22 protein-coding genes are annotated in these 25,956 nt (G+C 45.2%); 12 read left to right on the top strand and 10 right to left on the bottom strand.

Going from position 1 to position 25,956, the window contains the following annotated elements; genetic code table 11:
* Positions 1 to 154: 154 nt before the first annotated feature.
* The 8 genes from AAC033_RS05285 to AAC033_RS05320 form a co-directional block, all read right to left on the bottom strand.
* Positions 155 to 1,723 carry a glycoside hydrolase family 32 protein gene (locus AAC033_RS05285; RefSeq protein ID WP_339736158.1) on the bottom strand — a complete coding sequence of 523 codons (1,569 nt, stop codon included), beginning with the start codon at positions 1,721 to 1,723 and terminating at the stop codon, positions 155 to 157.
* Between the two features lie 12 nt (positions 1,724 to 1,735).
* Positions 1,736 to 3,244 (bottom strand): glycoside hydrolase family 32 protein, encoded by a 1,509-nt coding sequence (locus tag AAC033_RS05290; RefSeq protein ID WP_339736160.1) that lies wholly within the window; start codon positions 3,242 to 3,244, stop codon positions 1,736 to 1,738.
* 106 nt (positions 3,245 to 3,350) lie between these two features.
* Positions 3,351 to 5,084, bottom strand: a complete 1,734-nt coding sequence (locus tag AAC033_RS05295) for a RagB/SusD family nutrient uptake outer membrane protein (RefSeq protein WP_339736162.1) — start codon at positions 5,082 to 5,084, stop codon at positions 3,351 to 3,353.
* 21 nt (positions 5,085 to 5,105) lie between these two features.
* On the bottom strand, positions 5,106 to 8,291 hold the full coding sequence (locus AAC033_RS05300) for a TonB-dependent receptor (protein WP_339736164.1): 3,186 nt from the start codon (positions 8,289 to 8,291) through the stop codon (positions 5,106 to 5,108).
* A gap of 12 nt (positions 8,292 to 8,303) precedes the next feature.
* On the bottom strand, positions 8,304 to 9,200 hold the full coding sequence (locus AAC033_RS05305) for a carbohydrate kinase (protein WP_339736166.1): 897 nt from the start codon (positions 9,198 to 9,200) through the stop codon (positions 8,304 to 8,306).
* A 7-nt stretch (positions 9,201 to 9,207) separates the two neighbouring features.
* Positions 9,208 to 10,566 (bottom strand): sugar porter family MFS transporter, encoded by a 1,359-nt coding sequence (locus AAC033_RS05310; protein WP_339736168.1) that lies wholly within the window; start codon positions 10,564 to 10,566, stop codon positions 9,208 to 9,210.
* Positions 10,567 to 10,915: 349 nt separating this feature from the next.
* Entirely contained in the window at positions 10,916 to 12,064 is a 1,149-nt protein-coding gene (locus AAC033_RS05315) for a BT_3928 family protein (RefSeq protein WP_339736170.1), read from the bottom strand.
* 4 nt (positions 12,065 to 12,068) lie between these two features.
* The gene (locus tag AAC033_RS05320; RefSeq protein WP_339736172.1) at positions 12,069 to 12,611 is read right to left on the bottom strand and encodes a DUF1599 domain-containing protein; all 543 of its coding nucleotides are present in this window, start codon (positions 12,609 to 12,611) and stop codon (positions 12,069 to 12,071) included.
* Positions 12,612 to 12,720: 109 nt separating this feature from the next.
* Here AAC033_RS05320 and folP point away from each other — a divergent pair, with 109 nt between their 5' ends.
* The 7 genes from folP to AAC033_RS05355 all read left to right on the top strand — a co-directional run bounded on the left by folP (position 12,721) and on the right by AAC033_RS05355 (position 20,036).
* Complete coding sequence (gene folP / locus AAC033_RS05325) at positions 12,721 to 13,602, top strand: dihydropteroate synthase (RefSeq protein ID WP_339736174.1); 882 nt, start codon at positions 12,721 to 12,723, stop codon at positions 13,600 to 13,602.
* Positions 13,599 to 14,396, top strand: coding sequence for a diadenylate cyclase CdaA (gene cdaA / locus AAC033_RS05330; protein ID WP_339736176.1), 798 nt, complete (start codon positions 13,599 to 13,601; stop codon positions 14,394 to 14,396). Before folP ends, cdaA begins: the two co-directional genes overlap by 4 nt.
* A 1-nt stretch (position 14,397) precedes the next feature.
* On the top strand, positions 14,398 to 15,468 hold the full coding sequence (locus AAC033_RS05335) for a mechanosensitive ion channel domain-containing protein (protein ID WP_339736178.1): 1,071 nt from the start codon (positions 14,398 to 14,400) through the stop codon (positions 15,466 to 15,468).
* A gap of 127 nt (positions 15,469 to 15,595) precedes the next feature.
* Positions 15,596 to 16,552: a nitronate monooxygenase gene (locus tag AAC033_RS05340; RefSeq protein ID WP_339736180.1), complete on the top strand. Its 957-nt coding sequence runs from the start codon at positions 15,596 to 15,598 to the stop codon at positions 16,550 to 16,552.
* Positions 16,553 to 16,555: 3 nt separating this feature from the next.
* Positions 16,556 to 17,794 (top strand): pitrilysin family protein, encoded by a 1,239-nt coding sequence (locus AAC033_RS05345; protein ID WP_339736182.1) that lies wholly within the window; start codon positions 16,556 to 16,558, stop codon positions 17,792 to 17,794.
* On the top strand, positions 17,791 to 19,065 hold the full coding sequence (locus AAC033_RS05350; RefSeq protein WP_339736184.1) for a pitrilysin family protein: 1,275 nt from the start codon (positions 17,791 to 17,793) through the stop codon (positions 19,063 to 19,065). Before AAC033_RS05345 ends, AAC033_RS05350 begins: the two co-directional genes overlap by 4 nt.
* 35 nt (positions 19,066 to 19,100) lie before the next feature.
* Positions 19,101 to 20,036 (top strand): DMT family transporter, encoded by a 936-nt coding sequence (locus tag AAC033_RS05355; RefSeq protein ID WP_339736186.1) that lies wholly within the window; start codon positions 19,101 to 19,103, stop codon positions 20,034 to 20,036.
* On the opposite strand, the gene AAC033_RS05360 is transcribed toward AAC033_RS05355, so the two are convergent.
* A complete protein-coding gene (locus tag AAC033_RS05360; protein WP_339736188.1) occupies positions 20,033 to 20,464 on the bottom strand; it encodes an SRPBCC family protein in 432 nt (143 codons plus the stop codon). The two genes, AAC033_RS05355 and AAC033_RS05360, sit on opposite strands and share 4 nt — an antisense overlap.
* Before the next feature lie 175 nt (positions 20,465 to 20,639).
* A complete protein-coding gene (locus AAC033_RS05365) occupies positions 20,640 to 21,446 on the bottom strand; it encodes a DUF1080 domain-containing protein (protein WP_339736190.1) in 807 nt (268 codons plus the stop codon).
* Between the two features lie 262 nt (positions 21,447 to 21,708).
* On the opposite strand from AAC033_RS05365, the gene AAC033_RS05370 reads away from it, so the two are divergent.
* Genes AAC033_RS05370 through AAC033_RS05390 form a run of 5 tightly spaced genes read left to right on the top strand, consistent with a single transcriptional unit; the run spans position 21,709 to position 25,888 of the window.
* Positions 21,709 to 22,320 carry a helix-turn-helix domain-containing protein gene (locus tag AAC033_RS05370; RefSeq protein WP_339736192.1) on the top strand — a complete coding sequence of 204 codons (612 nt, stop codon included), beginning with the start codon at positions 21,709 to 21,711 and terminating at the stop codon, positions 22,318 to 22,320.
* A 39-nt stretch (positions 22,321 to 22,359) separates the two neighbouring features.
* Positions 22,360 to 23,628: a TolC family protein gene (locus AAC033_RS05375; protein ID WP_339736194.1), complete on the top strand. Its 1,269-nt coding sequence runs from the start codon at positions 22,360 to 22,362 to the stop codon at positions 23,626 to 23,628.
* An 11-nt stretch (positions 23,629 to 23,639) separates the two neighbouring features.
* Complete coding sequence (locus AAC033_RS05380) at positions 23,640 to 24,521, top strand: efflux RND transporter periplasmic adaptor subunit (protein ID WP_339736196.1); 882 nt, start codon at positions 23,640 to 23,642, stop codon at positions 24,519 to 24,521.
* Between the two features lie 48 nt (positions 24,522 to 24,569).
* On the top strand, positions 24,570 to 24,944 hold the full coding sequence (locus tag AAC033_RS05385) for a four helix bundle protein (protein ID WP_339736198.1): 375 nt from the start codon (positions 24,570 to 24,572) through the stop codon (positions 24,942 to 24,944).
* Between the two features lie 26 nt (positions 24,945 to 24,970).
* Positions 24,971 to 25,888, top strand: a complete 918-nt coding sequence (locus AAC033_RS05390; protein WP_339736200.1) for an ABC transporter ATP-binding protein — start codon at positions 24,971 to 24,973, stop codon at positions 25,886 to 25,888.
* Positions 25,889 to 25,956: the final 68 nt, after the last annotated feature.

The raw sequence follows: 25,956 nt of genomic DNA on the forward strand, positions 1-25,956 counted from the left end.
TGGGTTCCTTGGAAATTGATAATTGAATATTCGTTATTGGATATTGAAAATCTGACTCGAAAAAAAATAAAGCACGAAGACACCAAGCCACAATTGAAAATGGTTAAAACCAACTTCGTGACTTGGTGTCTTCGTATTTACCTCAATCCGAATCCTACCAGATCCGTTTTAGTTCGTGCGCCGTCAGGCTGGTCAGCTCAACAACTCCACCGTTTGCAAAAAGCTTTAAGCTGTTTGTGGGTGTGGTTGAAAAATAGATTTCGGTCAGCACCCGGTTTCCGTTGTCGACAAAAACCTCCACCGAAGCCACATCAATATAAATATGAAACTTGATTTGTTCGCCTGCCTCATAAGGTGCCGTTGAAATGCTGGCAAAATCAGATGAAAAATCGCTTTTACCAGCCTTTGTACGATCAACAAACAGTTGTTTGTCTGCTGATGAATAGCCGATAGTTAAGACTTCCTCCTGATCGTTACCCAAGCTAATCCCGAATGATCCCGCTTCACCAGCCTGAAACTCGATCAGCAATTCGCTTTTCGATAGATCCAGATCGCCTAAATCGATGCTTTTCATTTCGCTGAAGGTTTGGGCCTCGATGCTTTTTTCAGAACCCACAACACGCAATCCAGCCAACTCCGACACTGGTTCTGAAATTAGATGGGCCATTCCCTTTTCATCTTTCAGGCTCAATTTTCGTGGAATGGTCATCGCACTGCGCCATTTTTCGGTTGGCACTACCTGCGCATAATTCCAGTTGCTCATCCATCCAATGAAAATCCGCCGTCCATCTTCTTTTGGCACATCCGACCAGGTGACTCCGGCATAATTGTCCCGTCCATAATCCACCCATCGGGTTTCCTTGGTATCGGCCACAAAGGTGTGCCCATCAAATTCACCGGTAAAATACTGGTTGGCCGATCCTCCGTTGGGTCCACCTGGGTTGATGTTTAACAGCAAAACCCATTTAGTCTGATCCGTTCCCTCAACAGGCAGGGGAAATAAATCGGGACACTCCCAAACGCCACCATGCGAACCGGCATCGTGGCCAAACTCGCTTTCAAATTGCCAGTCCTTCAAATTTTCAGATGAGTAAAGATGCACCCGGTCCTGCACCGAAAGCACCATGATCCACTTTTGGGTTTCCTCATGCCAAATCACGTTGGGATCGCGAAAATCAGCAACTCCGGGGTTTTCGACTACCGGGTTGCCTTCGTATTTGGTCCAGCTTCTGCCCTTATCGAGGCTATAGGCAATTGCTTGTGTTTCATCTTCGAGTCCACCGGCCTTTTCCACTTCCATGTCGTGGTAAGTAAAAATGGCAATCAGCGGCGGATTCTCTTCCGAACCAAACCCGCTGGTGTTGTTCCAGTCCACCACCGCACTGCCCGAAAAGATATACCCCAAACTATCGGGATACAGGGCAATGGGAAGATGCTCCCAGTGAATCAGGTCGGTACTGGTGGCATGGCCCCAGTGCATCGGTCCCCACACGGTGCTGTCGGGGTAATATTGATAAAACAGATGGTACTCCCCTTCGTAATAAACCATTCCGTTCGGATCGTTCATCCACCCAAATTCAGGCGAGAAATGAAATTGCGGACGATAGGGCTCCTGGTAGTAACCTTCTGCCTCTGTTTGCGCATCTGCTTCCTTTTCTTTTGTTCCCGTACATGCCACGGCGATTATCATCAGCATGGCGATTAAACCTGTTATTTTATTCATGTGTCTAGTTTTTTAATCGTTTTTCTCATTCATTGATTGAAGTCCGGCCAGTCTTGCTTCATTTAGCTTGATTCGCCCGTTCTCCGTGAATACAACCAGCTTATTCCATTCATTGGGCTGAAGCAATTTTCGGGTTAATGAGACATCCCCATCAACGGCAAACAGCTCCACGGAAGAATGATCGACAATTATTTTGACCTCCATCACCGGCTGGTCGATCATATACGGCATGTATTCAAAATGGTCCATTGCTTTCGGGTCTTCTTCTGTTTTCCGAACATTCGAAATAAAGAAATAACGCCGCAAGGCATGGTAGCCAATCAGCAGTTGATCCCCGTTTTCGGAGGAAAAACGAATCCCAAATGCTTCTGCCATGTCGAGATACAAGCGGTTATTGACATCAATAGACAAATCGATCTCAAATGGAAGTTCCGGCATTTTCAACTCTAGTTCACCAGCCACTTCCTGGTCATTGACCACTTGGCCTGAAATCCGAATCTCATCTCCGATTTCTATTGGTTTAGAGGAGATATAATGCTGTCCGTATTTTTCTTTCAGAAATAATTTTCTTGGAAATGAAAAGGTATTGCCAAGATTGATTTCATTGGATGGAGATCCATACTTCTGGTTAAAGATCCGTCCGATCAGCACCGGAGCCTGATTAAGCTGCAAATCGCTATGGGTAACACCAGCGTAAACATCACTTCCATTATCGAGCCATTTCTGCTTATCATCCAATGATTGATAGGTATAGCCATCAAATTCGCCAATAAAATACTGAATTCCACTTCCTTCGTTTGGAGATCCGGAATCACCACTAATAAAAAGGGCCCATTGGCTGTCTATTGGGAAGAAATCCAGGTTCGTCCACTGGCCTGTTTTCAACAAGATGTCTTCGCCAATAACACTAGTATACTCCCAGTTCAACAAATCATCTGAAGCATAAAACCGGACCTCATAGCCGGTCAGCACCAACATAATCCACCGTTGTGTTTCTTCGTGCCAAACAATTTTGGTATCCCTTATTGGTTCATAGCTGTTTGCCAATTCTATTTTCTTCTCAGGGAGTTTCGTCCAGGAATTACCTTGGTCCTGACTGACGGCAACCCCCAGCGTTTGAGTTCCGTCGTTATCCGAAGCGTCAATTCCCTTGATAACATAGGTGCCAACAAACGGAGGTTTTTCCTCACCCAGGCCTGATGTGTGGTTCCAATCAATCACAATACTTCCGGAACCCACTTTCTCTCCGGGATCCGACTCAAGCGCGAGATTCATCGTTTCCCAACGGATCAGATCCTTGCTTTTGGCGTGCCCCCAGGAAGCCCGTTCTTCCGCATCTTCGCATTGGTAGAAAAGATGGTATTCTTCATCGTAAAACAGCAATCCGACCGGGTCACCCAGCTTCATCTGGTCCAGACCAAAGTGGATGCCGGAAACCTCCTTTTCATTGATGCCGGCATTCCGGTTACATCCGGCTAAAGACAGAAATAATACGATTGTCAAAATTATTTTTGAGTCCATCGAATCGAATTGTAAGTTAGCAAACAAGGAACAAGGCATACTGCGCCAGCGATGGAAATGCGGGGTGACCGCTGGAGATCATCCCGCAATTTACACCATTTAGTTTTTAGTAGCCCGCATTCTGTGTATACAAGCCTTTCGTAAAATCAATTTCCCTTTGAGGAATCGGATAGTATTCATCTCTTCCAGCCGTGAACACAGCTTCATTTAAGAAGTCCCTCCGGGTTTTTTCTTTGGTCAGGTAGGCGTTCAAGGTTTCTTCGGCAATGCCCCAGCGAACCAGATCAAAGAAACGAGGCCCTTCGCAGGCAAACTCTAGCCGACGTTCCCAACGCAACGCTTCGCGCGCATTTTCTTGAGTCCAGCTAAGGTTTACGCCGTCATATTCATCCACCATATAATTGGATGGAGGAGTGCCGTCAGCAAAGGTTAACCTTCCTGTACTTTGGGCAGCACGGGCCCTCACCTGGTTGATTAACGGCATTGCCAGGTCGTGCTGGCCCAACTCAATATAGGCCTCGGCTTGCCACAACAAGACGTCAGCATAGCGAATAATGTCCGTGTTAACTGATGTTCCAATGAACGGACCTTCTTTTTTGTAGCAGGAACAATCGGCCGCTTGCTGCTCTTTCATGGTATGGAAAAATCCATACACACCTGGGTCTCTTACCCAGCTGTTACTGAAAATATAGGCGTCATCATTGCGATACTTGTAGGGATGTCCATCCATTCCAACGGTATGATCAATTCGGGGATCAACGGTGACACCATCGGGAGTAATGTCGGCTGCACTTAGCTCGACATCATTAAAACTGTCGAATTTAGGCAGCCCATTCGCGCTGGTAGCAAAGGCATTGACCATGTTTTGGCTGGGCGCATGAAAACCGCAACAGCCGTATTGAGGCGCACCATGGGGATAGTTCAGTCCGGTTGCAAAGCTAAGCCGCCCGTAGAATGTTCCATCGGCAATCGAAAACTGAACGGCAAAAATAGATTCTACCCCATTGTCATAGCCGTCGAGGAAATTTTCAGCAAAGTCAGGTTGTAAGTCATACTTGTTCGAGGCGATTACCATTTCGCTTAAATCAACCACCTCTTGTAAACGCGACTGATTAATCGTTGTCACCTGGTTGTCTTCGTCCTGTTCATAAGCTTGGTACAACCGTAGCTTAGCCAGGTAGGCTATGGCAGCATACTTATTGGCTCGTCCTACTTCGGGTTGGGTTTCAGGCAAATTATCCATCGCAAACTCAAAATCCTCGGCAATTTTGCTCCACAACTCATCGTTGGAATAGACGCGGTTTGTTACTTCCAATATTTCCTCGTTCGACATCGTTTCATCAATGAATGGAATGTACTTAAACAAGGTTTTGAGAACAAAATAAGAGTGCCCCCTTAAAAACCGAGCCTCTGCAATGCGGCTCGTTCTGTTTGGGTATTCCTCATCTGTCAGCTCATTGAGTGTTCGCAAAGCCGAATTAGCCCTGGAAATAGCCCGGTAGAAATTCTCCCAGGTATACGGGTGCAACCATCCCTGGTCAGGCCGGGTCAGGTTGTACTGTTCATAGAAGTTGATATCTGCCACGTCACCGGTTCCGCCACCCCCTTTGTAGGCATCATCTGAGCGGACGCTGCCGTAGGCCCACATGTTCGACATCATTCCAATCATATCGTCATTGCCAATCGCGGCATAGGCTGCCACCACCAGACCTTCAGCCCCCTCTACAGTTGGCGACCCGGCAGAGACTGCCCCCTGAGGTTCGGTTTCGAGATAATCACTGCATGAGGCAAAAAGAAATGCCAGCAGGACAACTATTGAATAGCTATTATTGTATTTCATAATCATTCGTTTTTTTTCTTATTATAAGGAAACATTCACACCAAATGAGATCGTTTTTGGAATCGGAATATCATCGGTATTGGTTCGTTCAGGATCAGGGCCTTCAAACTTTTTGCTTTTGATAACAAACAAGTTGTCGACCATGGTATAGACCCGCACTTGTTCCAAACCTATACTTTCCGTAATTGTCTTTGGCAGATTATAGCCCAGTTGGACATTTCTTAGTTTGAAGTAGGAAGCATCGACAAAGAAAAAATCTGAAGTCTTCACCAATTCGCCATTCCTGTCACTCAAGGTCAGCGCAGGAATACTTGTATTGGGATTCTCTGGAGTCCAGGCATTTAGCAACCCAGGGCCTCCATTATCTCTACCCCTAACCAATTGATTGGCCTGCGAGTAAAGGTCGAAGCTTGTTTTATTCATGATACCTGACCCGAACACAGAAAAATCAAAATCCTTGTAGTTGAGGCTGACTCTCAAGCTGTATTCCAGATCTGGCAACAGCGTACCCAAGAATTTTTGATCCAGATCATTGATCACCTCATCGCCGTTCAAATCTTTATAGCGGATCCTTCCCGGCGCTGCTCCAATTTGCTCCGCGTGTGCATCAACCTCAGCCTGGCTTTGGAAAAGCCCATCGGTTTCATATCCAAAAATGGAAAGTTCGGAATGCCCCAGAATCGATTGCTCAACGTTACCCGGATAAGCCGTTCGTACTTCTTCCGGAAGTTCGGTAATTTGATCAGCAAAATGGCTCGCTTGAGCGGTAATTTCATAGGAAAAATCATTTCTCCGTTCCGAAAAATAACTGATTGCGAATTCCCACCCTTTATTTTCCTTCGTGGCCCCGTTCAGAAATTTCTGCTGTCCTTCACCCACGGCTGATGCCACGGGGGGAATAATCAGAATGTCGCTGGTTTTACGTGAAAAGTAATCAAACGCGGCGATCAGTTTACTGTTGTAAAATCCGAAATCAATTCCCGCATTGAATTCATCGGTTGTTTCCCATTTCAATGCTGGGTTTGCTCCCTGTACGGCTGCAAAACCAGAAGGCAGGTTCCCGGTGTTAATACCACCCAAATCATAGGCTGTACCCACATTCCAATACTGATCAAAAAACTCGACATGGCCCACATCGCTCACCTGAATGGCAGCTGTTCCATAACGTGGTTGAAATAATCCCAAGCTGGCAAAGTCACCAATATCCTGGTTTCCTACGCGACCGGCTCCCAAACGAAGTTTTAAGTTCGACAAATTCCTGTACCGATCCATGAATGCTTCCTCGGATATCCGCCAGCCAAAAGTTGCGGCAGGAAAAACACCATAACGGTTGTCGGCACCAAACCGCGATGAACCATCTCGCCTGATGGTAACAGACGCCAGGTACTTGTCAGAAAGATTATAGTTAATTTTTCCGAACTGCGAAAGTAACCGGCTTGATGTGCCTGATCCAAAACTATTTCCACCAGAAGTACCAGCACTTAAGACCATAAACTCTTTGGTCTGGGTAGCAAACCCATCTTTTCGTCCGATTAAATCACTGTAATCATCGGCCACTGCTTCCACTCCCAACAAGAAATCGAACCGGCTTTCGCCCAGATCAAGATTATAGTTTAGCGTATTGGACCAGGTGACACTGGTAAATTTATTGGTGGTAATAATGAGACTATTCACTGAACGGGCAATAAACCCTTCGGTAAAGCTCAGTTCATAGTCCTTGTCTTCGAAAGTTGAATAGTCAACTCCTACTGTCGTTCTGAAAGTTAAATTTTTAACCGGTTGGATTTCGGCATAGACATTTCCAAAGAAAAAAGTCTTATTGGCATTGTCCCAACGATTGATGTATTGCATGTGAACGGGGTTATTCCGATCGGAATAACCAGACCCCAATGGACCTGCATAGTCGCCATCGCTCGTAAACACCGGAATTGTAGGAGCCAAATTAATAGCCAGTCCGGGAGTTGGAGCACTCCCCAAGTCAATGGTCTGTAAAGTTTCGTTTGAAGAAACAAATTGTGTATTCATCCCAATCTTCAATTTTTTGTCGAAGAAACTGGTATACCCATTGACACGCGCTGTAATTCGATCGTAATCGGTGTACTTTAGCATTCCCGAATTATTGATGTAGCCCAGGTTCATTAAAACCGACGATTTGTCGTCTCCACCCGAAATCGTCAATTCATTGTTGGTGACATAGCCGGTTTTATAAGCTTCGTCCTGCCAATCGGTATCTCCTACCGGAACATTCTGGTCGCCGCCAACGTACGGCTGAACGCTGATACTATTCAGCACTGGGTTGTCAAAATCACCGTTCCAATCAAAATCATAAATTTCGCCGTAGCCAGAATCAGGACTAACACGGTCATTAACAGAAGCACGCCAAAGAACGCGTCCCCGATCCAGGGAATTCATCATGTCAAAGCGTTGCGATTTCTCAGATTGGATCGAGATATTCGAATTAAACCGAATACTTAAGCCCTCTCCTTTTTTTGATCCATCTTTGGTGGTAACAATGACGACACCGTTGGAGGCCCTTGCACCATAGATTGAAGACGCGGAAGCGTCTTTCAACACTTGTATTGACTCAATGGCTCCTCCCAAACTTTGAAAAACTTCCGGCCGTTTGGTGGGCACCCCATCAATAATGTAAAGCGGATTATTATCACCCAGGGTATTCACGCCTCGTATCAATATCCTGCTGTTAGATGCGTTCGGCGATCCCGTCTTTTCAATATAAAGGCCCGGCACCTGGCCTTGCAAGGCCTGCATGGTGTTTCCAGATGACATACTCAGGTTTTCAATCGACTTCATCTTGACGACTTCGATCGCCCCGGTCAAATCCGCTTTCCGCTGGATTCCATAACCAACGGCAACCACCTCTTCGATGCCGATGGTCTCTTCTTGCAAAGTAGTATTGATAACCGATTGCCCAGACACCAAGACTTCCTTGGGCTGCATGCCCACAAATGAAAATTGCAGCGTTGCATTGGGAGAAACCGATATGGAGTATGCTCCATCAAAATCAGTAATCGTTCCATTCGTTGTACCTTTCTCAATAATAGTAACCCCCGGCAACGAAGCTCCAGACTCCTCCGAAACCACCCCGGTTATAGTTACTTGCTGTGCAAAAGCACCAATCGAAAGGACACACCAAAGGATGACTAAAAATCCTCTGGCCATTTTTTTCAAATCAATTGTTTTGTTCATAATTAGACTAGTTTAGTTAGAAAATAAAATTCGTTCAATCTCCTGCATGTTGTATTCAGGAGTAGCCCCCGCTTTTGAGGCAACAAAAGCTCCGGTTGCACAGGCAAAAGCCAAGGCTTCGTCGTAAGTCTTGTGGTCGAATAGCGCAGCGAGCAAACCGGCAAGAAAAGCATCTCCGGCTCCAACCGTATCAACAGCGTTGATTTTAAAGCCGGCATGATTGTAGAAACGGCCTTCGCAAAACAGACGGGCGCCGTTTTCACCTTTGGTTACACATACCAGTTTAGCATCATAGTGATCGGCCACCCATTCAATCAGCTGTTGTTCATCAAGATCTTGTTTCGCATGCCAAGCCGCAAAAACCGACAATTCGTCATCATTCAGTTTAATGACGTCCGATTTTCGGAGCAATGGTTCAACCAATTCTCTTCTTTCATATGGCTTCCGAAGATTGACATCGATCAGTTTTAAAGCATCTACTTCGAGTAATTTCAGTAGTGTTTGGCGGCTCTGCTGATTCCGGGATGCAAGCGACCCGTAAATAAGAACGCCTGATTTTTTCGCTTTTTCAGCCAGCGATTCGGTCAGCTGCAAATTATCCCAGGCAACCGGTTCGCAAATCTCGTAGGTGGCATTGTTATTTTCATCCAGATGAACAAGCACCTCACTGGTTGGAAGGTTCTCGTCAGTCTGGATGAATTCGGTACTTAATCCCGAGTTCTCAAGAAAAGTTTTCAGGTCCCTGCCTGGCTGGTCATTACCAATGCGGCTGGCAATGGAAGCGTCTTGTCCGATCGCGTGCAAATGTAAGGCGACATTCATAGGCGCGCCACCGGGCTTTGCCCCCGAAGGCAAGCGGTCCCACAGCACTTCGCCGATGCACAGAATCTGTTTGTTCGTAATTTTCATCGTTATTTTAGTTAGAAGATTGACTGCGTTTTGTTAGTTCCAATTGAATTTCTTCGAGCGATTTTCCTTTGGTTTCAGGAATTACTTTCCAGGCAAAGAAAAAGTGGAGCACCATCATGATGGCGAAAAAGGCGAAAGAAGGACCGCCTCCAATTCCAGGCATTTCAGCGAAAATTGGAAATCCCCAGATCAACGCCGCAGCCATTATCCAGTGGGTGAATGTTCCCAGCGCTTGTCCTTTCGACCGCACTTTATTGGGGAATATTTCAGAAATAAAGACCCATAGTACAGCCCCTTGCGAAAAGGCGAAGAAAGCGATGAACCCCATCAGGTAAATCATCACCCCATAACCACCAAGCTCGGAGAAATTATTGGTGAAAAAAGCCTTGGAAAGCATGCCCAGGAAAAAGACCATCCCAACCGAACCGATCATGAGCAACGTGCGGCGTCCGTAACGGTCGATCAAAAACAGGGCGACGAAGGTAAATAACAAGTTGGTGGCACCGATGGAAATAGATTGTAACAAGGCGGCATCAGTTCCAAATCCGGCCATTTCGAATACGCGCGGCGCATAAATCATAATGGCATTAATGCCGGCCAGCTGGTTAAAAGCAGCAATCATAATGGCAAATATTATCGGGTAGCGGTTTTCCCTGACAAACAATTTTCCATGCCCCTGCTTCAGTTCCTGCTCAACCGATTTTTTCACAATGGCCACTTCATTTTCGGGGTGTTCGGCCCGAATCCGTTTAAACACCACTAAGGCTTCATCCACCCGATCTTGATTGACCAGCCAACGCGGAGACTCTGGAACCAGAAAAAGCAAAAGAAAAAACAAACTGGCCGGAATAGACTCCACGCCAATCATCCAGCGCCAGGAAGAACCTGCAAAAGCTTGTGCCAAAAAATAATTGACCACAAATGCCAAGAAAATAGCGGTTACCACAAAAAACTGGTTGAGTAAAACCAGCTGCCCACGCTGTTTGGCAGGTGAAATTTCGGCAATATACATCGGTGTAACTACCGAAATGCATCCCAACAAGATCCCCGTTAAAAAGCGAAAGAACAACAACAGCTCCCAATTCATCGCCGTGGCGCTTCCGATAGTGGAAAGAGCAAACAGACCCGATAGTAAAATTAAAGACCGACGTCGTCCAAACTTCTCGGCTGGCTTACCGATGATTAAGGTGCCAACGATTGTTCCGAGGATGGCCACAGCAACCGTAAACCCCAACCAGAAACTGTCTAAACTAAAGGTTCGCTCCAGCTGCGATGTTGTCCCAGACATCATGGCAATATCATAACCAAAAAGAAAGCCTCCAAGAGCAATGATGACTGCGACTGTGAATACGTTTTGTGTTTTCATTCGAATTATTGGTTTAAAATTCTAATTCAAAAATAAAACACGACCAGCCGAAAGCTTTGAAACTATGATACCAATTTAGAAATTCATGATACAAATCCCCTGGACATCAACATAAAAGAACAGGCATGTTACCTGCTCTGCAATCATGTTACCTCGAATGATTGACCAGAGGCCTCCCGCATGCTGAAAGCTTCTGATTTATTTGCAATTATTTTTTTTTTGATTTGACAGAGGGATCCTGATAACTTCAAAATGTTGTGGAGGCTCGATTGCCTTCAGCAATTATCGAATTCCTTCAGGATTCTTTATTTGCCCTTTGCTTATCTTTCTGCGGAAGATTTTTTCCGAATTATTTCCCCAATTGCTTGAAATACGCCAGTTGCATTTCAAATTCCTCAATGGTTGGAATGTCGTTGTAGTGCCATTTCTCCATAATTGTCCCGTTTTTGATGAGGATCAGTCCCGGATTTGAGCGGATCATGGTTTTGAGGGTGATTTCATCGGCATTGAACAGCTCGAACCGGATGTCATTTTCATCTCGAAATTCATCAATCTCATCAAACATCGACGAAGTGAGCCCGATGAAGTTCATCCCATTTTCTTCGGCAAATTGGGCCAGCTCATTGATTGCCGGCATATTGGACAAATCTGATTTTTCGAGATTATGGGCAATGTAGAAGAAGGTGTAATTTTCGTCGTACAAGAAAAAATCTTTGATATCCTCGCCGTCGGGCGTTTCAATAAAGAAATTGTGAATGGGTGCTTCATAGCCTTTTTGAACCAGCACCGGATCTTCCATCGACTCAAACTCCCAATTCAGGGTATCTTGCCATGGGTAGTTTTCCTGGTTGAATTGTTTGATCTCGCCGGTATTTTTATTCTTGTAATGGAACGTATTTTCGTAAACATCCTTCGGAGCATCGTCGGGTACTTTCATTCCTTCAGGAATATTCACCCCGGTTTTGTAAGGGCGAAAATCGATGATCGGCAAGTGATTGTAAGAATAATCAACCAGATAGGCAAAAACTAGCACGGTTGCTCCCGCCATAATTGTCGCAATTAAAGGGAAATGCGCAGGCTTGAATTTCTTTCGGTACACAAATACGACCACAGCAAGAGCTAAAAAGAAAATATTCTTTGAAAAGGTTTCCCAGTTGGTAAGAATCAGCGCATCGCCAAAGCATCCACAGTCAGTAACAGGGTTTTGAATGGCAACAATGAGCGTAAGCACGGTAAAAAACCCCATCGTGACGAGGCTCAACAGCGAAAAAAGAGAGATGAAGACATTCAGCACCAACGCCACACCGATAATAAACTCAACGGCCGATAACAAAACTCCGAGCGGAAAAGCCAGCGAAGTCATCGATTCCATTCCCCAAGCATTGAAATAATCAGTAAACTTGTAGGCCATTCCCCAGGGATCAATTCCCTTTACAAACCCAGAAAAAATGAAGACCAAGCCAAGTAAGATGCGTGCGATGTGCCAAAAAATTTTCATTGTATTATGCTTTAAATTCAAGCTTTATTAACGCAAAAACAGCATAATTGATCATGTCGAGGTAATTTGCGTCAATTCCTTCCGATATAATTGTCTGCCCGGCATGATCTTCGATCTGTTTCGTGCGCTTGATTTTCATCAAAATTAGGTCGGTAATGGAGCTGATTCGCATCTGTCGCCAGGCTTCGTCATAGTCGTGATTCTTATTTTGCATCAGGCTTTTGGCCTGGTTGAAATAGTCTAAATAAAGCTTGTGAGTTTCCTCCTTCGTCAGGTCGTCGTCATCAGCAATGCCTTTTTCAAGCTGAATCAGCGCCATAATACAGTAATTGATAATGCCAATGTATTCCGAGCGGCTGTCCTCATCCACTTTCATGGTGCCTTTCATTTCGATACTTCTAATCCGCTGGGCTTTAATAAAAATCTGGTCAGTCATTGAGCTGGGGCGCAAGATACGCCACGCCACACCGTAGTCGCTCATCTTCTTTAAAAAAATATCTTCGCAGATTTCTATGACGTGATTGTATTGTTGAATGGTTTTTTCCATGTTCAGCTTTTAAAATTGCGCCATAAAAATAGAAATTAAATGCGTATTTTGTTGGCTTTATCTTACTTTTGTAAGAACCATTGTCGAACTCATCAAACTCTTATGTTGTATGTTGATCACTAGTTCTGCCAGCAAGTTTTTCAAACGAAAACATTCGATCAACCTGAATGGTCACCTCATCGACCTAAGTAATCCCATCGTTATGGGAATTTTGAATGTAAGCCCCGACTCGTTCTTCGATGGCGGTAAATATGCTACCGAAGATGCCATCGTGCGACACGCCGAAGAGATGCTGGAGCAGGGAGCTGCCATCATTGATATTGGCGCCATGTCAACGCGTCCTGGAGCCGGGATCATGTCAACCAAAGAAGAATTGACCCGCTTGTTACCGGCAGTTTCTGCGGTCAGAAAAAGGTTTCCCGACGCCCCCATCTCAATTGACACCTTTCGTTCGTGGGTGGCTTTGCGGGTTGTTGATGAATGCGGGGATTGCATTGTGAACGATATTTCGGGCGGTGATTTTGACACGCACATGTTTGATACGGTTGGAAAACTAGGTTTGCCTTATATTTTGATGCACATCCAGGGAACGCCGCAAACCATGCAGGACGACCCGCAGTATGAAGATATCATTAAGGATATTTCAAAATACTTTTCTGAGAAAGTACGCAAACTCACCAAAGCTGGAGTAAAAGATGTGATTCTGGATCCGGGTTTCGGCTTTGGCAAAACGGTCGATCACAACTATGACCTTCTGAACAGGCTGGATGCGTTTAAGGTTTTTCAACTTCCGGTATTGGCCGGTGTCAGTCGAAAATCCATGATTCAAAAGCTGTTAAACGTTTCGGCCGATGAAAGCCTGGGGGGAACCATTACAGCTAATACCATGGCGTTACTGGGGGGAGCTGACATTTTGAGGGTACACGATGTTAAAGAAGCGGCTGAATCGGTCCGGATTTTTACCAAGCTGAAAGAAGTAGCTAATTTATGAGTTTATTTATCACTTTACGGTTTCTGGATGTTTTAGACATTCTGCTGGTTGCTTTTCTGCTTTACCAGCTTTACTTGTTGATTAAAGGAACCGTAGCATTCAATATTTTCATTGGCCTTTTTCTGGTTTACCTTTTCTGGTTGCTGGTACGGGCTCTCAACATGGAACTCCTGGGTTCTTTCATGGGCCAGTTTATCGGCGTGGGTATTTTAGCGCTGATTGTTGTTTTTCAACCTGAAATCCGTCGTTTTTTGTTGCTCATTGGAAGTAATCCGCAGGTCAACCGTTTTTTAAGTATTGAACAATTATTTACTTCAGGAAAAGCAAAATCCGCTTCCGGACAGCATCTGAAAATGATTTCGAGAGCGTGCGAAAATATGGCCAAAACCAAAACAGGTGCTTTGATTGTAATTGCACAAAACTCGGAACTGAAAGAATATGTCCGCACCGGTGAGAAAATTAATGCGCGGATTTCGGACGCTTTGTTGGAAACCATTTTTTCGAAAAATACACCTTTGCATGACGGCGCGGTGATTATTAACCGGAACAAAATAGCGGCTGCCCGCTGTATCATGCCATTGACCAATAAAGAGGATCTGAACCCTCTGCTTGGATTACGACACCGTGCAGCAGTTGGAATTACCGAAAATACGGATGCTTTTGCCATTGTTGTTTCCGAAGAAACCGGAAACATATCAATAGCAGAATTGGGCAAACTCATGCAGAATATCTCAGTCATTGATCTAAGCAACGCCCTGGAAAATATTATTATTGACATTGACGATGTTGACTAGTTTGAAAAATATCATTTTGTTTCAATCCGGTGGTTTTGAGTTTAGCCTACTGGACCTGATTTTGATTACAGCGTTGCTGACGATCGGCTTTATCGTGATGCAAATGACCCATCGACTCATACGAAAGCTGAGTACCCAAAAGCATCTTTCATCACGCTTTACTCGTTTTTTATACCAGGGAGGCCGGTTGTTGGTGTGGACAATCTTTTTCTTGCTTATTCTAAAAGTGCTGAATATCCAAGTCTCTTCCGTTCTTGGATACGAGCTGTATGCGGACGAAAAGTTCCAGTTTCGGATATACAATGTTCTGATCATTCTGATCATACTCTACGTGATTAGCGGCCTGTCATTCGCTGTTGAATATTGGTTCGATCAACGTATCGAAAACAAAAAGCTTGAAATTGGCAGGGGCAAATCATTTCTGCAAATTGTCAAGTATGTCATCTGGATGATCGGCATCATCATTGTAATCGGTTCACTAGGCTTTAAAGTGACCTTGCTGGTTGCCAGTGTTTCAGCCTTGCTGATTGGCGTTGGCTTTGGATTGCAGCATATTTTTAATGACTTCTTCTCTGGAATCATTATTTTATTTGATGGGTCGGTTAAAGTCAACGATGTGGTGGAGATGGAAGGCGTAGTTGGCCGGGTACTGGATATCGGAGTTCGTGTATCCAAGATTCTGACCCGCGACAATGTGGTCATCATTGTTCCAAACTCCCGATTTACAGGCCAACATGTCATTAACTGGAGCCACAATGCCGATGTAACCCGCTTCTATGTGGGAGTTGGAGTTGCGTACGGTTCCGACGTACGGTTGGTCGAACGCATCCTGCTCAAGGCTGCAAAGGATCATTCCATGATTGTAAAGACCCCGGCTGCATTCGTGCGCTTCAAGGATTTTGGAGAATCGTCACTCGATTTCGAGCTCTATTTCTGGACCGCCAACGATTTTGTGGTTGAAAATATCAAAAGTGACTTGCGCTTTGAAATTGATCATCTATTCCGTGAACACAAGGTGGAAATTCCTTTTCCTCAACGCGATTTACACTTAAAAACAAAAAATTTTGATTGATCCGGATTTTCCAGTTCCTCCGGCCAAGGTATTCTCCACATCATTTCTTATCATCTGCATTTGTACTACCTTTGCATTCTCATTAATCATCCTGCTTTTATAGAACAGGCTTTTTCAGAAAAAAAAAATGCAAAACCGAATAACAAAACTTTTTAGCATTAAATATCCCATTATTCAAGGTGGAATGGTTTGGTGCAGTGGATGGAAACTAGCCTCGGCCGTTAGCAACAACGGAGGTTTAGGTCTCATAGGTTCCGGATCGATGCACCCCGAAATTTTACTGGAACACATTCAGAAAACGAAAAAAGCTACGGATAAGCCTTTCGGGGTAAATGTACCCTTGCTGTATCCTCAGATTGAGGAAATAATGAAGGTGATTGCAGCCGAAAAGGTGCCCATTGTTTTTACATCAGCTGGAAGTCCGAAAAAGTGGACTGGCTGGCTGAAGGAACGTGGAATCGTGGTGGCGCATGTGGTGTCCAGTGCTGTTTTTGCCGCTAAATGCGAAGAAGCCGGCGTTGATGCGATTGTTGCCGAAGGCTTTGAAGCTGGCGGGCACAATGGCCGGGAAGAAACCACGACCATAAGCTTGATTCCGACAGTGCGGAAAGCGATAACACTTCCTCTGTTGGCGGCTGGCGGAATCGGCAGCGGACGGGCCATGTTGGCAGCTATGGCCTTGGGAGCCGACGGTGTTCAAATCGGCTCGCGCTTTGCCCTGACTCAGGAGTCGTCGGCACACGAAAACTTCAAGCAACTGGTTGCCGGGCTCGGCGAAGGAGGCACCAAACTGGCCTTGAAAAAACTGGCTCCTGTTCGCTTGGTGAAGAATGAGTTTTTTAACCGGGTAAACGAAGCGGAATCGCGGGGTGCTGATTCAGAAGAACTAAAAATGCTCTTGAGTAAAGGGCGTGCCAAGCGGGGCATGTTTGAAGGTGATATGGAAGAAGGCGAACTGGAAATTGGCCAGGTTTCGGCCCAGTTCGAAGATATTCCTTCCGTTGCTGAATTGATGAACCGCATTGTTTCAGAGTATGAACAAGTGCGCCACGAGCTTGTTGAAGGTGCTAATTTTTCATTCTAATCTATGATCAAATTCCAACGCTACCAGCTCGAAAACGGGCTTCAAATACTCATCTATCCCGACTATTCTACGCCCATGGTGGCACTGGATGTTTGTTACCACGTTGGGGCAAAAAACGAGAATCCCAACCGAACTGGCTTTGCCCACTTGTTTGAGCACCTCATGTTTGGCGGAACCAAAAATATTCCTGACTACGACGAAGCACTTCAACATGCAGGTGGCGAAAACAATGCATACACTACCAACGATTTAACAAATTACTACCTCACCATTCCCAAGGAAAACCTGGAAACAGGTTTTTGGCTGGAATCGGACCGCATGATGGAACTCGACTTCTCGGAAGAAAAACTGAACATCCAGAAAAATGTTGTGATTGAAGAATTCAAGCAGCGCAACCTCAACCAGCCCTATGGCGATGTGTGGCCACTGTTGCGCGAACTAGCCTTCCGGGTTCACCCCTATCAGTGGCAAACCATTGGTAAGGAAATCAGCCACATTGCTGATGCCAGTTTGGAGGAGGTGAAAGATTTCTTCTTCCGGTTTTACGCGCCAGACAATGCCGCCCTGATTTTAAGCGGACATGTTGACCCGGAGGAATGCCTCCAACTGGCAAAAAAGTGGTTTGGACCGATTCCCAACCGGAAGGTTTCCAAAGCGAACCTTCCCAAAGAACCCATTCAAGCGGAGTTCCGTGAGAAGACTGTGGAGCGCGATGTGCCGGACACGGCTTTATACCTGGCTTTCCATATGCCCGATCGCCGGCAATATGAATACTATGTTTGCGACCTGATTTCGGATGTGCTGTCCAACGGAAACAGCTCGCGAATGTACCAACGATTGATTAAAGAGCAGAAACTGTTTGTGGAGTTAGACGCTTACCTTTCAGGCGATCATGACCCCGGCTTGTTTATTGTCTCCGGGAAATTGGCTGATGGCGTGAGTATTGACCAAGCGAAAACAGCTATTTGGAAGGAACTGAAGATCATGCAGACTGAATTGGTGTCAGCCGTGGAACTCGAGAAAATTAAAAATAAACTGGAAGCCAACCTGGTCTATTCGCAAATGAGCTACCTAAACATTGCGCAGGAGCTGGCTAATTTTGAAAATATTGACCGTGCTGAACGCATCAACGAACAAGTGGACCTCTACCGTTCGGTGAGTAGCGCGAATTTAATGCGGCAGGCTCAACAGCTTTTTCAGGAAACCAATTGTTCACAATTAAATTATTTAGCCCGAAAATGATTGACCGCACCAAACAACCTACCATAACCGAAGCCGCCAAACCAGTGATTATGGTGCCGCAAGCCATTCAGTTAAACAATGGGTTGCCGGTTCACATACTGAATGCGGGAACACAGGAAGTTACCCGGCTCGATTTTATTTTTGATGCCGGGCTTTGGCATGAAAGCAAGCCCTTGCAGTCGGCAATGGCTAATGCGATGATGCAGGAAGGGAGCAAACGCCATTCGGGTGCTCAGATCGCCGAAATCATGGATTTCCGTGGGGCTTATATCCAGTTCGTGGTTGATCATCATTTTGGAACCGTAAGTCTGATCAGCTTGAATAAACACTTGCCGCATCTTCTTCCGGTTGTCGAAGATTTGATCAAGCATTCCTCCTTTGAAGAACACGAGTTTGAAACCCTTATCAACCGACGCAAGCAGCGTTTCATGCTGGAAAATAAGAAAGTGAAAGTACTGTGCCAGAAAAAGTTTTCAGAGGTGCTCTTCGGAAATCAACATCCTTATTCGCAGAAAGTCAGAAAAGAAGATTTCCATGCCATTTCCAGAGATGATTTATATGGCTTCTACTCCAAGTTCTACCGATCGGGTAATTGCCGGATTCTGGCGACTGGAAACACCGATCAGCAGTTGGCCGAAATGCTAAATCAGCACTTTGGTGGCGATGATTGGCAGGGAGAAAAAATGGTGCTACCTGAGTTCTCCATCCACTCTTCCGACAAAAAAATAAATCATGTCAAAAAGAAAGATGCCATTCAATCTGCCATTCGAATTGGCTGCCTGTTGGTGAAGAAAGACCATCCGGACTTTCATGGGTTGCAGGTGTTGAACACTATCCTGGGCGGCTATTTTAGTTCCCGACTGATGGCTAACATTCGTGAGGAGAAAGGCTACACTTATGGAATTGGCTCGTCAATTTTCAGTTTAAATGAAGCCGGCTACTTGGTGATTGCTACAGAAACCGATCAAGCTTATGTGAATGACACCATTACCGAAGTTTATGCAGAGTTGAAACGACTACGGGAAGAACCGGTTCCGGAGAAGGAATTGAAACGCGTACAGCAGTATTTGCTGGGTGAGTTTATCCGCGATTTTGATGGGCCTTTTGCGCAGGCCCAGTCGTTTCGTTCAGTAGTCGATTTTGGGCTGGATCATCGTTTCCACGAGCAGTATTATCAGACTTTGATCAACATTACACCGGAAAAATTACAAGCGTTAGCTTGTCAATATTTCATTGAATCGGAGTTTTACACTGTTATCGCCGGTGCCTAGTGCTCGAAAAACGTATTATTAATATTCAGGATCACTTGAAAAATCTATTTTCCAATACCATCTTTCTGGCCATCTTAGCCAGCTTGCTCTGGTCTTCAGCATTTGTTGGAGTGAAAATTGGTTTGCAATACCACAGCCCATTCCAGTTTGCCGGAGTTCGTTTTACCCTTTCGGGGCTGATGTTGCTGCTGTACTTCAACAACTACGGAAATTACCGGAAGCAGTTGGTGGAACACTGGCGGTTTATTTTACTGATTGCGGTGCTTCAAACGGTTATACAGTACATGTTCTTCTATTCGGGAATCGCCTTATTGCCGGCCTCCATTGCCGCCATGATTATTGGCTCGTCCCCCTTGTTTATCTCGGTCGTGTCGCATTTCAGTTTTCATGATGATAAAATGGATTGGCTGAAAAGTACCAGTATTTTGCTGGGCGTGATTGGAGTAGCGGTCATCAGTTTGGGTCGAAGTGAATTGCCATCGGGTGTTAAAATTAGCATGCTGGGTGTGGCTTTGCTGTTGATGAATAACTTTGCCTCAGGTTTTTCCAATGTGTGGGTGGCCAAAAAACCAAAAAATCTTGCCCCAACCGTATTGAGTTCTTCGTCGCTTTTGTTTGGTGGAATCGGTTTGATTCTTATTTCCGTTCCCATTGAAGGCTACGGGCTGAGAACGGTATCCTTTGAGTACTTTGTTGCCTTGGGCTGGTTGAGTTTTTTGTCTGCCGCTGCGTTTACCATTTGGTTTAGCCTGCTGCAACGCCCGGGTGTAAAAGTTTCGGTGCTCAATACCTGGAAATTCCTAATCCCGGTTGCCGGCGCTATTTTAAGCTGGATGATCATCCCCGACGAATCTCCCGACTTGGTTTCGGTATTGGGCATGTTAGTGATTGCCTCGGCTTTACTGATCCTCAACTATTCGAACCGCAGGGCAAATCGTCAAATCAAGGAAAAAGCACTATTAGGTCATTAATCGGGCTTTTCAGCTTCCAATTTCAGTTCGTAAAGATTTTGCGCCATGCCTTTGGTGAGTGTTTTTTGCATCAAGCCGGCTAGAAATCCTTCCAGGCTTTCCTGAACTATCACCCGGGTTGACCGTCCTTCCGAGATTAAAGTCCAGTTGTGGACGGCTTTAATCCATAGCACTCTCCCAGTCCATCCCAACTCCTCAGGTGGATCTGCTGTATGAATTTTCGACTTAATTTTAAATCCTCCGGCTTTCCATATAAATTGCTTCCCTGCCATAGCCAGACCATCCAAATGTGCGTCGGTTACCTCATTTTGCCAGGCTGGCCAATTGTTAACCGATGTAAGCACCTTGTAAACTTTTTCAGCTGGTGCATGGATTAAAATCTGTGTTTCGTGAAAGGCCGGCGCCTTTTTATTGACTTCAATCTTCATGTCGCAATTTTGTCTATAACATAACAAGACGTCCCTGAACTTGTTTGTTAAAAAATGATAAGAATTGACTTCAATTTTCAGCTACCGTAGAAGCTTAATGTCCACTTTTTACGGTAGCCTGCTGCTATTGAATAGTTTTGTGCGATTCCTCAGTTAATTCGACCATCAAGCGAAGCTATTCGCAATCGTCGCCCAAATTCAGCAATTCAACTTTTCTGAAATCAATGGGATGGCTTTCGCCCTGCAAGGAGATGGAACCACCTTTTAATAATTTATTTCCATCTGGCGGCAATAGTCTCTGGTAAGTTGCGTCGCGCTCATCCAGCTGTGGCTGCATGTACTGCATCACCACCTGTCCGTCCACAATATGCTTGATGATGGAATCGCCACAAACTTCGATTTCGGCTGTCACCCAACCATCACCGTGAAACGTTCGCGAGCTGGAATTAATGCAGTGGTCAAGCACCAGTTCTCCATCCATCACTACGTTGGTTCCCGGCGTGCACAAGTTCATGTTCGAACGCTCGTCGGTTCCGTTTCCTCCAAGCAGCTGAACTTCTATTGATGTCGGGAAATCCTGGTTTTTCTCCATGCTTTCAGCGCTTTGACCGTGAATCATGATTCCACTGTTGCGAAACGCCCAACCTGGTCCGTTGGTCACTTGTTCTCCCACAAAACGATACTCTATCCGCATCTTGTAGTGCGAATAATCCTGTTTGTAAAACAGGTGTGCAAACTCACCATTAAAAGTTTCGTATTGGTCGTAACGAACTTTCAACAGGCCATCTTCAACCCGAAACGTGTTGTTGTAGTTTTCACCCAAATCATGTCCGGCAATTTTTATCTGCCAATCGTTTAGGTCTTTTCCATTGAAAAGTTGAATCCACCCTTTTTCTTCTTCTTTCGTTTGACACGCGCCAATAAAAAAGATACTTGCAACTAGAAATAGCAAGCCTCGTTTCTTGAGTTTTAATTTTTTCATCCGTAGTAATTTAGTTGAATCGTGAAGATAGTAAAATCTGGAATACCTATGAGCAAATTTTTTCATTGGCTAAGAGTATAATGCTAACCGGCATAAAAACAGAACGAAATGCTCTCAAAAAAATAAATTAACCATCTGGTTAAAGTTTTTGGTTAAAACACTTGCATTTTATTTTTGAAGCAACTAGTTTTGCCCATACAGTTTAACCACATGGTTAATTCAGTGATTCGTTTTTATACTGAAATTGCAAAACTCAAATCAAATGAATGCAAAAAAGGACAATACAGAAGAAAAAATATTGGATGCAGCCAAAAACATCTTCATCAAAAAAGGCATGGATGGTGCCCGCATGCAGGAAATAGCTGACGCGGCAGGTATTAACAAAGCTTTACTGCATTATTATTTTAGAAGTAAAGACAAATTATTCGATGCCATTTTTAGCCGGATACTTAGCTTTGCTTTCCCAAAGATTGGGCAAATCCTCCAGGCAGATCAGCCCTTTTTGTTAAAAGTGGAACAAGTGATCGATACCTACCTGGACTTGTTGTATAAACACCCATACCTGCCAGCTTTCATTTTGAAAGAGGTAAACCGCGATCCGTCCATGTTTTTCAAACTCGTGCTGAAACATGGCTTCTCCCCCGCCCCGATTTTCGAAATAATTGAAGAAGCAATGGACCGTAAGGAGATCATCCGGATGAATCCGAAGCACCTGGTGGTGCATGTGCTTTCGATGTGCATTTTCCCTTTTGCCGCGAAACCAGTCATCAATTTTGTCCTTTTCAACGAAGACAAGCAAGCCACCCAGGATTTCTTTGAAGAACGCAAGCAAGAGGTGAAACAATTTGTACTGCGGGCCATTTCCCCGCTGTAGAATACAGGAAACACTGTAAATGAAAAAAACAGAAAACCAATGAAAATTAGAAGACAATTATTTCTGTGGCTGTTGTTCCCGGTTCAACTGGTACTGGGGCAGGAACAGGTGACGCTGACTGATTGCCAGCAGTGGGCTCGGGAGTATCATCCGCTACTGGAGCAACAAGCGCTATATCAGCAAATGACAGAGCTGAAGCTGGAAAATATCCGGATCAATTACCTGCCCCAAGTTGGTTTGAACGCACAAGCGACCTATCAATCGGATGTTACGGAAATTGGCTTGAGCCTCCCTTCCGTTAATATTCCCGAAGTCGCCAAAGATCAGTATAAACTCTACCTGGATGTGAAACAGAACATTTGGGATGGCGGGCTAACCAGAGCCAATGAACTATTGGAGAAAGCCAAGGAGAAAACGAATCAGCAAGGAGTGGAGGTAGAGCTTTACAAAGTAAAAGAGCAAGTGAACAGCCTGTTTTTTAGCACCTTTTTGGTTCAGCAAAACCTCGACTTACTGGACAAAAAGCAGGAGACGCTGGAAGCGCGGAAAAAGCAAATGGAATCGGCTTTAAAAAACGGAACATTGTTGAAATCGGAACAGAATCAAATTTTGGCGGAGTTAGTCAAAATCAAGCAACAAAAAATAGAGTTGCGGTCGAAACGGGAGACTATGTTGTCGGCGCTGGCGATTTTAACTGGCAAGGACCTGGACGATTTACAACACCTAGTGATCGAACCCAATGAGATCAGCCTCGCCGGCGAGCTCAACCGACCCGAACTGGGCTTGTTTGAAAAACAGACCGATGTGTTGGCGGCTTCGTCCGATTTGCTTCAAAAGAAACGAAACCCGAAGCTGTTTGGTTTTGGACAAGCGGGCTACGGACGCCCCGGGCTGAATATGCTGAACGACGAGTTTGACACCTTCTACTTGGTTGGAATTGGTGTCAACTGGTCCGTTTTTGACTGGAAAAGCACCCGACGCGAGCGGGAGGTGATTCAACTTCAGCAACAACTGGTCAGCACGCAGCAACACCAGTTTGAGCGCCAAATTAACATCGCACTGGACGGGGAATACCGAAAAATTAAACAAATACAAGACCTACTTGAACGTGACCGGGAGCTCATTGAACTGCAGGAGCAAATTACGAAAAGCGCTGCCTCTAAGCTTGAAAACGGAACAATTACAGCCTCAGATTATTTGCAGGACTTAAACGCAGAGATGGGCGCCCGGATCACCTTCGAAACGCATAAAGTGCAGTTGGAAGCTGCTAAAATCAATTACCGGAATATACAGGGAACGAACGATTAAATCTGACAAATATGAAACTTCAATATCTTTTGGCAATAGCACTACTTGCACTTTGGTCGTGCAACAAAAATGACAAGCAATCCGATGCGTATGGCAATTTCGAAACCGATGAAATCCTTATTTCTTCGGAAGTGGCAGGCAAGATTATCGGCTTTTCGGTGGAGCTGGGTGATGAGATTCATGCCGGCGATTTACTGGCCGTGGTCGACACCACTCAATTGAACTTACAAATCAAGCAACTGGAAGCGCAACAGCGGGCAGTGGCCAGCAAGAAAGTGAACCTTCAGGCACAGGTTGAAGTCCACAGGGAACAGATCAAAAACCTGAAGATTAGCCAGGAACGCATACACAAGCTCTTTGCCGACCAGGCTGCCACTCAACAGCAAGTGGATGATGTGGACGGACAGATGCAAGTGATGAAGAAACAACTCGAAAGCCTGAATACGCAGTTTATATCTATCAATAGTGAGTTGGAGGTGCTTGAGGCCCAGCTAGCCATTGCTCAGGATAAACTGGAGAAGTCGTTTATCACAAGCCTGATGAGTGGGATCGTACTTGAAAAATACGTCGAATTGGGGGAGATGGCTGCTCCGGGAAAGGCCATCGTCAAATTGGGGGATCTGTCGGAGCTTGATCTGCGGGTGTATGTTAGCGGGGCGCAACTGCCCAATGTCCAGCTAGGCCAGCAGGTTGAAGTGGTGATTGATCAGGATGATACGAAAAACCAAACCTTAACCGGCGAAGTCAGGTGGATATCACCACAAGCCGAGTTTACACCCAAGATCATTCAAACCAAAGAAGAACGGGTGAAGCTGGTCTATGCCGTGAAAGTTGCCGTTAAAAACGATGGCCGCCTGAAAATCGGCATGCCGGGCGAAGTCAGATTTCAGTAAGAAGTGATCAGTTGTCAGCCCCAATATTTAACTATAAAAATGTATCAAATGGATTATAGTGATTTACTGGCGTATAAAAAAGCATTTGCTATAGCAATGGAGATTTTTGAACGGTCGAAAAATTTTCCAGCGGAAAAAAAGTATTCACTCACTGTTCAAATAAGAAGATCATCAAGATCTGTTTGCAGTAACATTGCGGAATCCTACCACAAAAGAAATTGCCCACGACACTTTACAAGTAAACTGACTGATTCTGACGGCGAAAATAGCGAAACACTTGTTTGGCTTGAATTTGCTTCTGCTGGTAAATACATTGATAAAGAGACGCCCCAAAGCGTTGAAGACGAAAATAAGGAAATTGGAAAACTAATGAATTACATGATCGTGAATCCGGAAAAATTTGGGAGCGGCAGAGCAATTTAACTGATCACTGAAACTGAACACTGAATATGAATATGATCAAAGTCAAAAACATATCAAAATCCTACAACACAACTGAGGCGCTAAAAAACATCTCCTTCGAAGTAAAAAAGGGCGAGCTTTTTGGACTGATTGGGCCGGATGGAGCTGGCAAAACCACGCTGATGCGGATCCTGATGACCTTGCTTATTCAGGACGAAGGAGAAGCAGAGATGAGCGGCCTGGATGTGGTTAGGGATTACAAGGAGATTCGCCGGTTGGTCGGCTACATGCCCGGCCGCTTCTCACTTTACCAGGACCTGACAGTGGAAGAAAACCTGGAGTTTTTCGCGACGGTTTTCGGAACGACCATTGCCGAAAACTACGAGCTGATCAAAGATATCTATGTGCAAATCGAACCGTTTAAGAATCGCCTGGCCGGCAAACTGTCTGGCGGGATGAAGCAAAAGCTGGCGCTGTCGTGCGCATTGATTCACAAGCCTAAGATTTTGGTACTCGACGAACCCACCACAGGTGTGGATGCTGTTTCGCGCAAGGAATTCTGGGACATGCTTAAAAAGCTGCAACAACAGGGAATCACCATGCTGGTTTCAACGCCTTATATGGACGAAGCCGGGCTTTGCGACCGTGTGGCCCTGATGCAAAAAGGTGAGATCCTGCGAATTGAGAGTCCGGCCCGCATTGTGGAGAACTACACCCGAACGCTGCTGGCTACCCGCTCCCGTGATATGTACCGTCTGATCAGCGATCTGCGCGACTGGGATAAAGTGGAAACTGCCTATGCCTTCGGGCAGTTTGTGCATGTTACACCGGTTGACGACAGCATGGAGGCGGTAGAACTGGAGCATTACCTGATGAGCAAAAAGCATCAAAAGCTGCAGGTCTTCGAAACCAATCCGGGGATCGAGGATGTGTTTATGGGCTTGATGCTGGAGAGTGGGGAATGAAAGTTTCATTGTACAGTCTCCTTTAGATTAGCAAAATAGAAAAGTTAATAGTGCTGTGATATTTATGA

Origin of the sequence: uncultured Sunxiuqinia sp., assembly GCF_963974515.1 — a bacterium.
In the GTDB taxonomy this organism is placed as follows: domain Bacteria; phylum Bacteroidota; class Bacteroidia; order Bacteroidales; family Prolixibacteraceae; genus Sunxiuqinia.

Bases quoted from the DNA above. Each gene is read 5' to 3' on its own strand.
- AAC033_RS05385 (WP_339736198.1), top strand. From the start codon at position 24,570: ATGGATTATAGTGATTTACTGGCGTATAAAAAAGCATTTGCTATAGCA.
- AAC033_RS05300 (WP_339736164.1), bottom strand. From the start codon at position 8,291: ATGAACAAAACAATTGATTTGAAAAAAATGGCCAGAGGATTTTTAGTC.
- AAC033_RS05380 (WP_339736196.1), top strand. From the start codon at position 23,640: ATGAAACTTCAATATCTTTTGGCAATAGCACTACTTGCACTTTGGTCG.
- AAC033_RS05370 (WP_339736192.1), top strand. From the start codon at position 21,709: ATGAATGCAAAAAAGGACAATACAGAAGAAAAAATATTGGATGCAGCC.
- folP (WP_339736174.1), top strand. From the start codon at position 12,721: ATGTTGATCACTAGTTCTGCCAGCAAGTTTTTCAAACGAAAACATTCG.
- AAC033_RS05320 (WP_339736172.1), bottom strand. From the start codon at position 12,611: ATGGAAAAAACCATTCAACAATACAATCACGTCATAGAAATCTGCGAA.
- AAC033_RS05315 (WP_339736170.1), bottom strand. From the start codon at position 12,064: ATGAAAATTTTTTGGCACATCGCACGCATCTTACTTGGCTTGGTCTTC.
- AAC033_RS05295 (WP_339736162.1), bottom strand. From the start codon at position 5,084: ATGAAATACAATAATAGCTATTCAATAGTTGTCCTGCTGGCATTTCTT.
- AAC033_RS05310 (WP_339736168.1), bottom strand. From the start codon at position 10,566: ATGAAAACACAAAACGTATTCACAGTCGCAGTCATCATTGCTCTTGGA.
- cdaA (WP_339736176.1), top strand. From the start codon at position 13,599: ATGAGTTTATTTATCACTTTACGGTTTCTGGATGTTTTAGACATTCTG.
- AAC033_RS05290 (WP_339736160.1), bottom strand. From the start codon at position 3,244: ATGGACTCAAAAATAATTTTGACAATCGTATTATTTCTGTCTTTAGCC.
- AAC033_RS05350 (WP_339736184.1), top strand. From the start codon at position 17,791: ATGATTGACCGCACCAAACAACCTACCATAACCGAAGCCGCCAAACCA.
- AAC033_RS05305 (WP_339736166.1), bottom strand. From the start codon at position 9,200: ATGAAAATTACGAACAAACAGATTCTGTGCATCGGCGAAGTGCTGTGG.
- AAC033_RS05345 (WP_339736182.1), top strand. From the start codon at position 16,556: ATGATCAAATTCCAACGCTACCAGCTCGAAAACGGGCTTCAAATACTC.
- AAC033_RS05390 (WP_339736200.1), top strand. From the start codon at position 24,971: ATGAATATGATCAAAGTCAAAAACATATCAAAATCCTACAACACAACT.
- AAC033_RS05375 (WP_339736194.1), top strand. From the start codon at position 22,360: ATGAAAATTAGAAGACAATTATTTCTGTGGCTGTTGTTCCCGGTTCAA.
- AAC033_RS05340 (WP_339736180.1), top strand. From the start codon at position 15,596: ATGCAAAACCGAATAACAAAACTTTTTAGCATTAAATATCCCATTATT.
- AAC033_RS05285 (WP_339736158.1), bottom strand. From the start codon at position 1,723: ATGAATAAAATAACAGGTTTAATCGCCATGCTGATGATAATCGCCGTG.
- AAC033_RS05365 (WP_339736190.1), bottom strand. From the start codon at position 21,446: ATGAAAAAATTAAAACTCAAGAAACGAGGCTTGCTATTTCTAGTTGCA.
- AAC033_RS05360 (WP_339736188.1), bottom strand. From the start codon at position 20,464: ATGAAGATTGAAGTCAATAAAAAGGCGCCGGCCTTTCACGAAACACAG.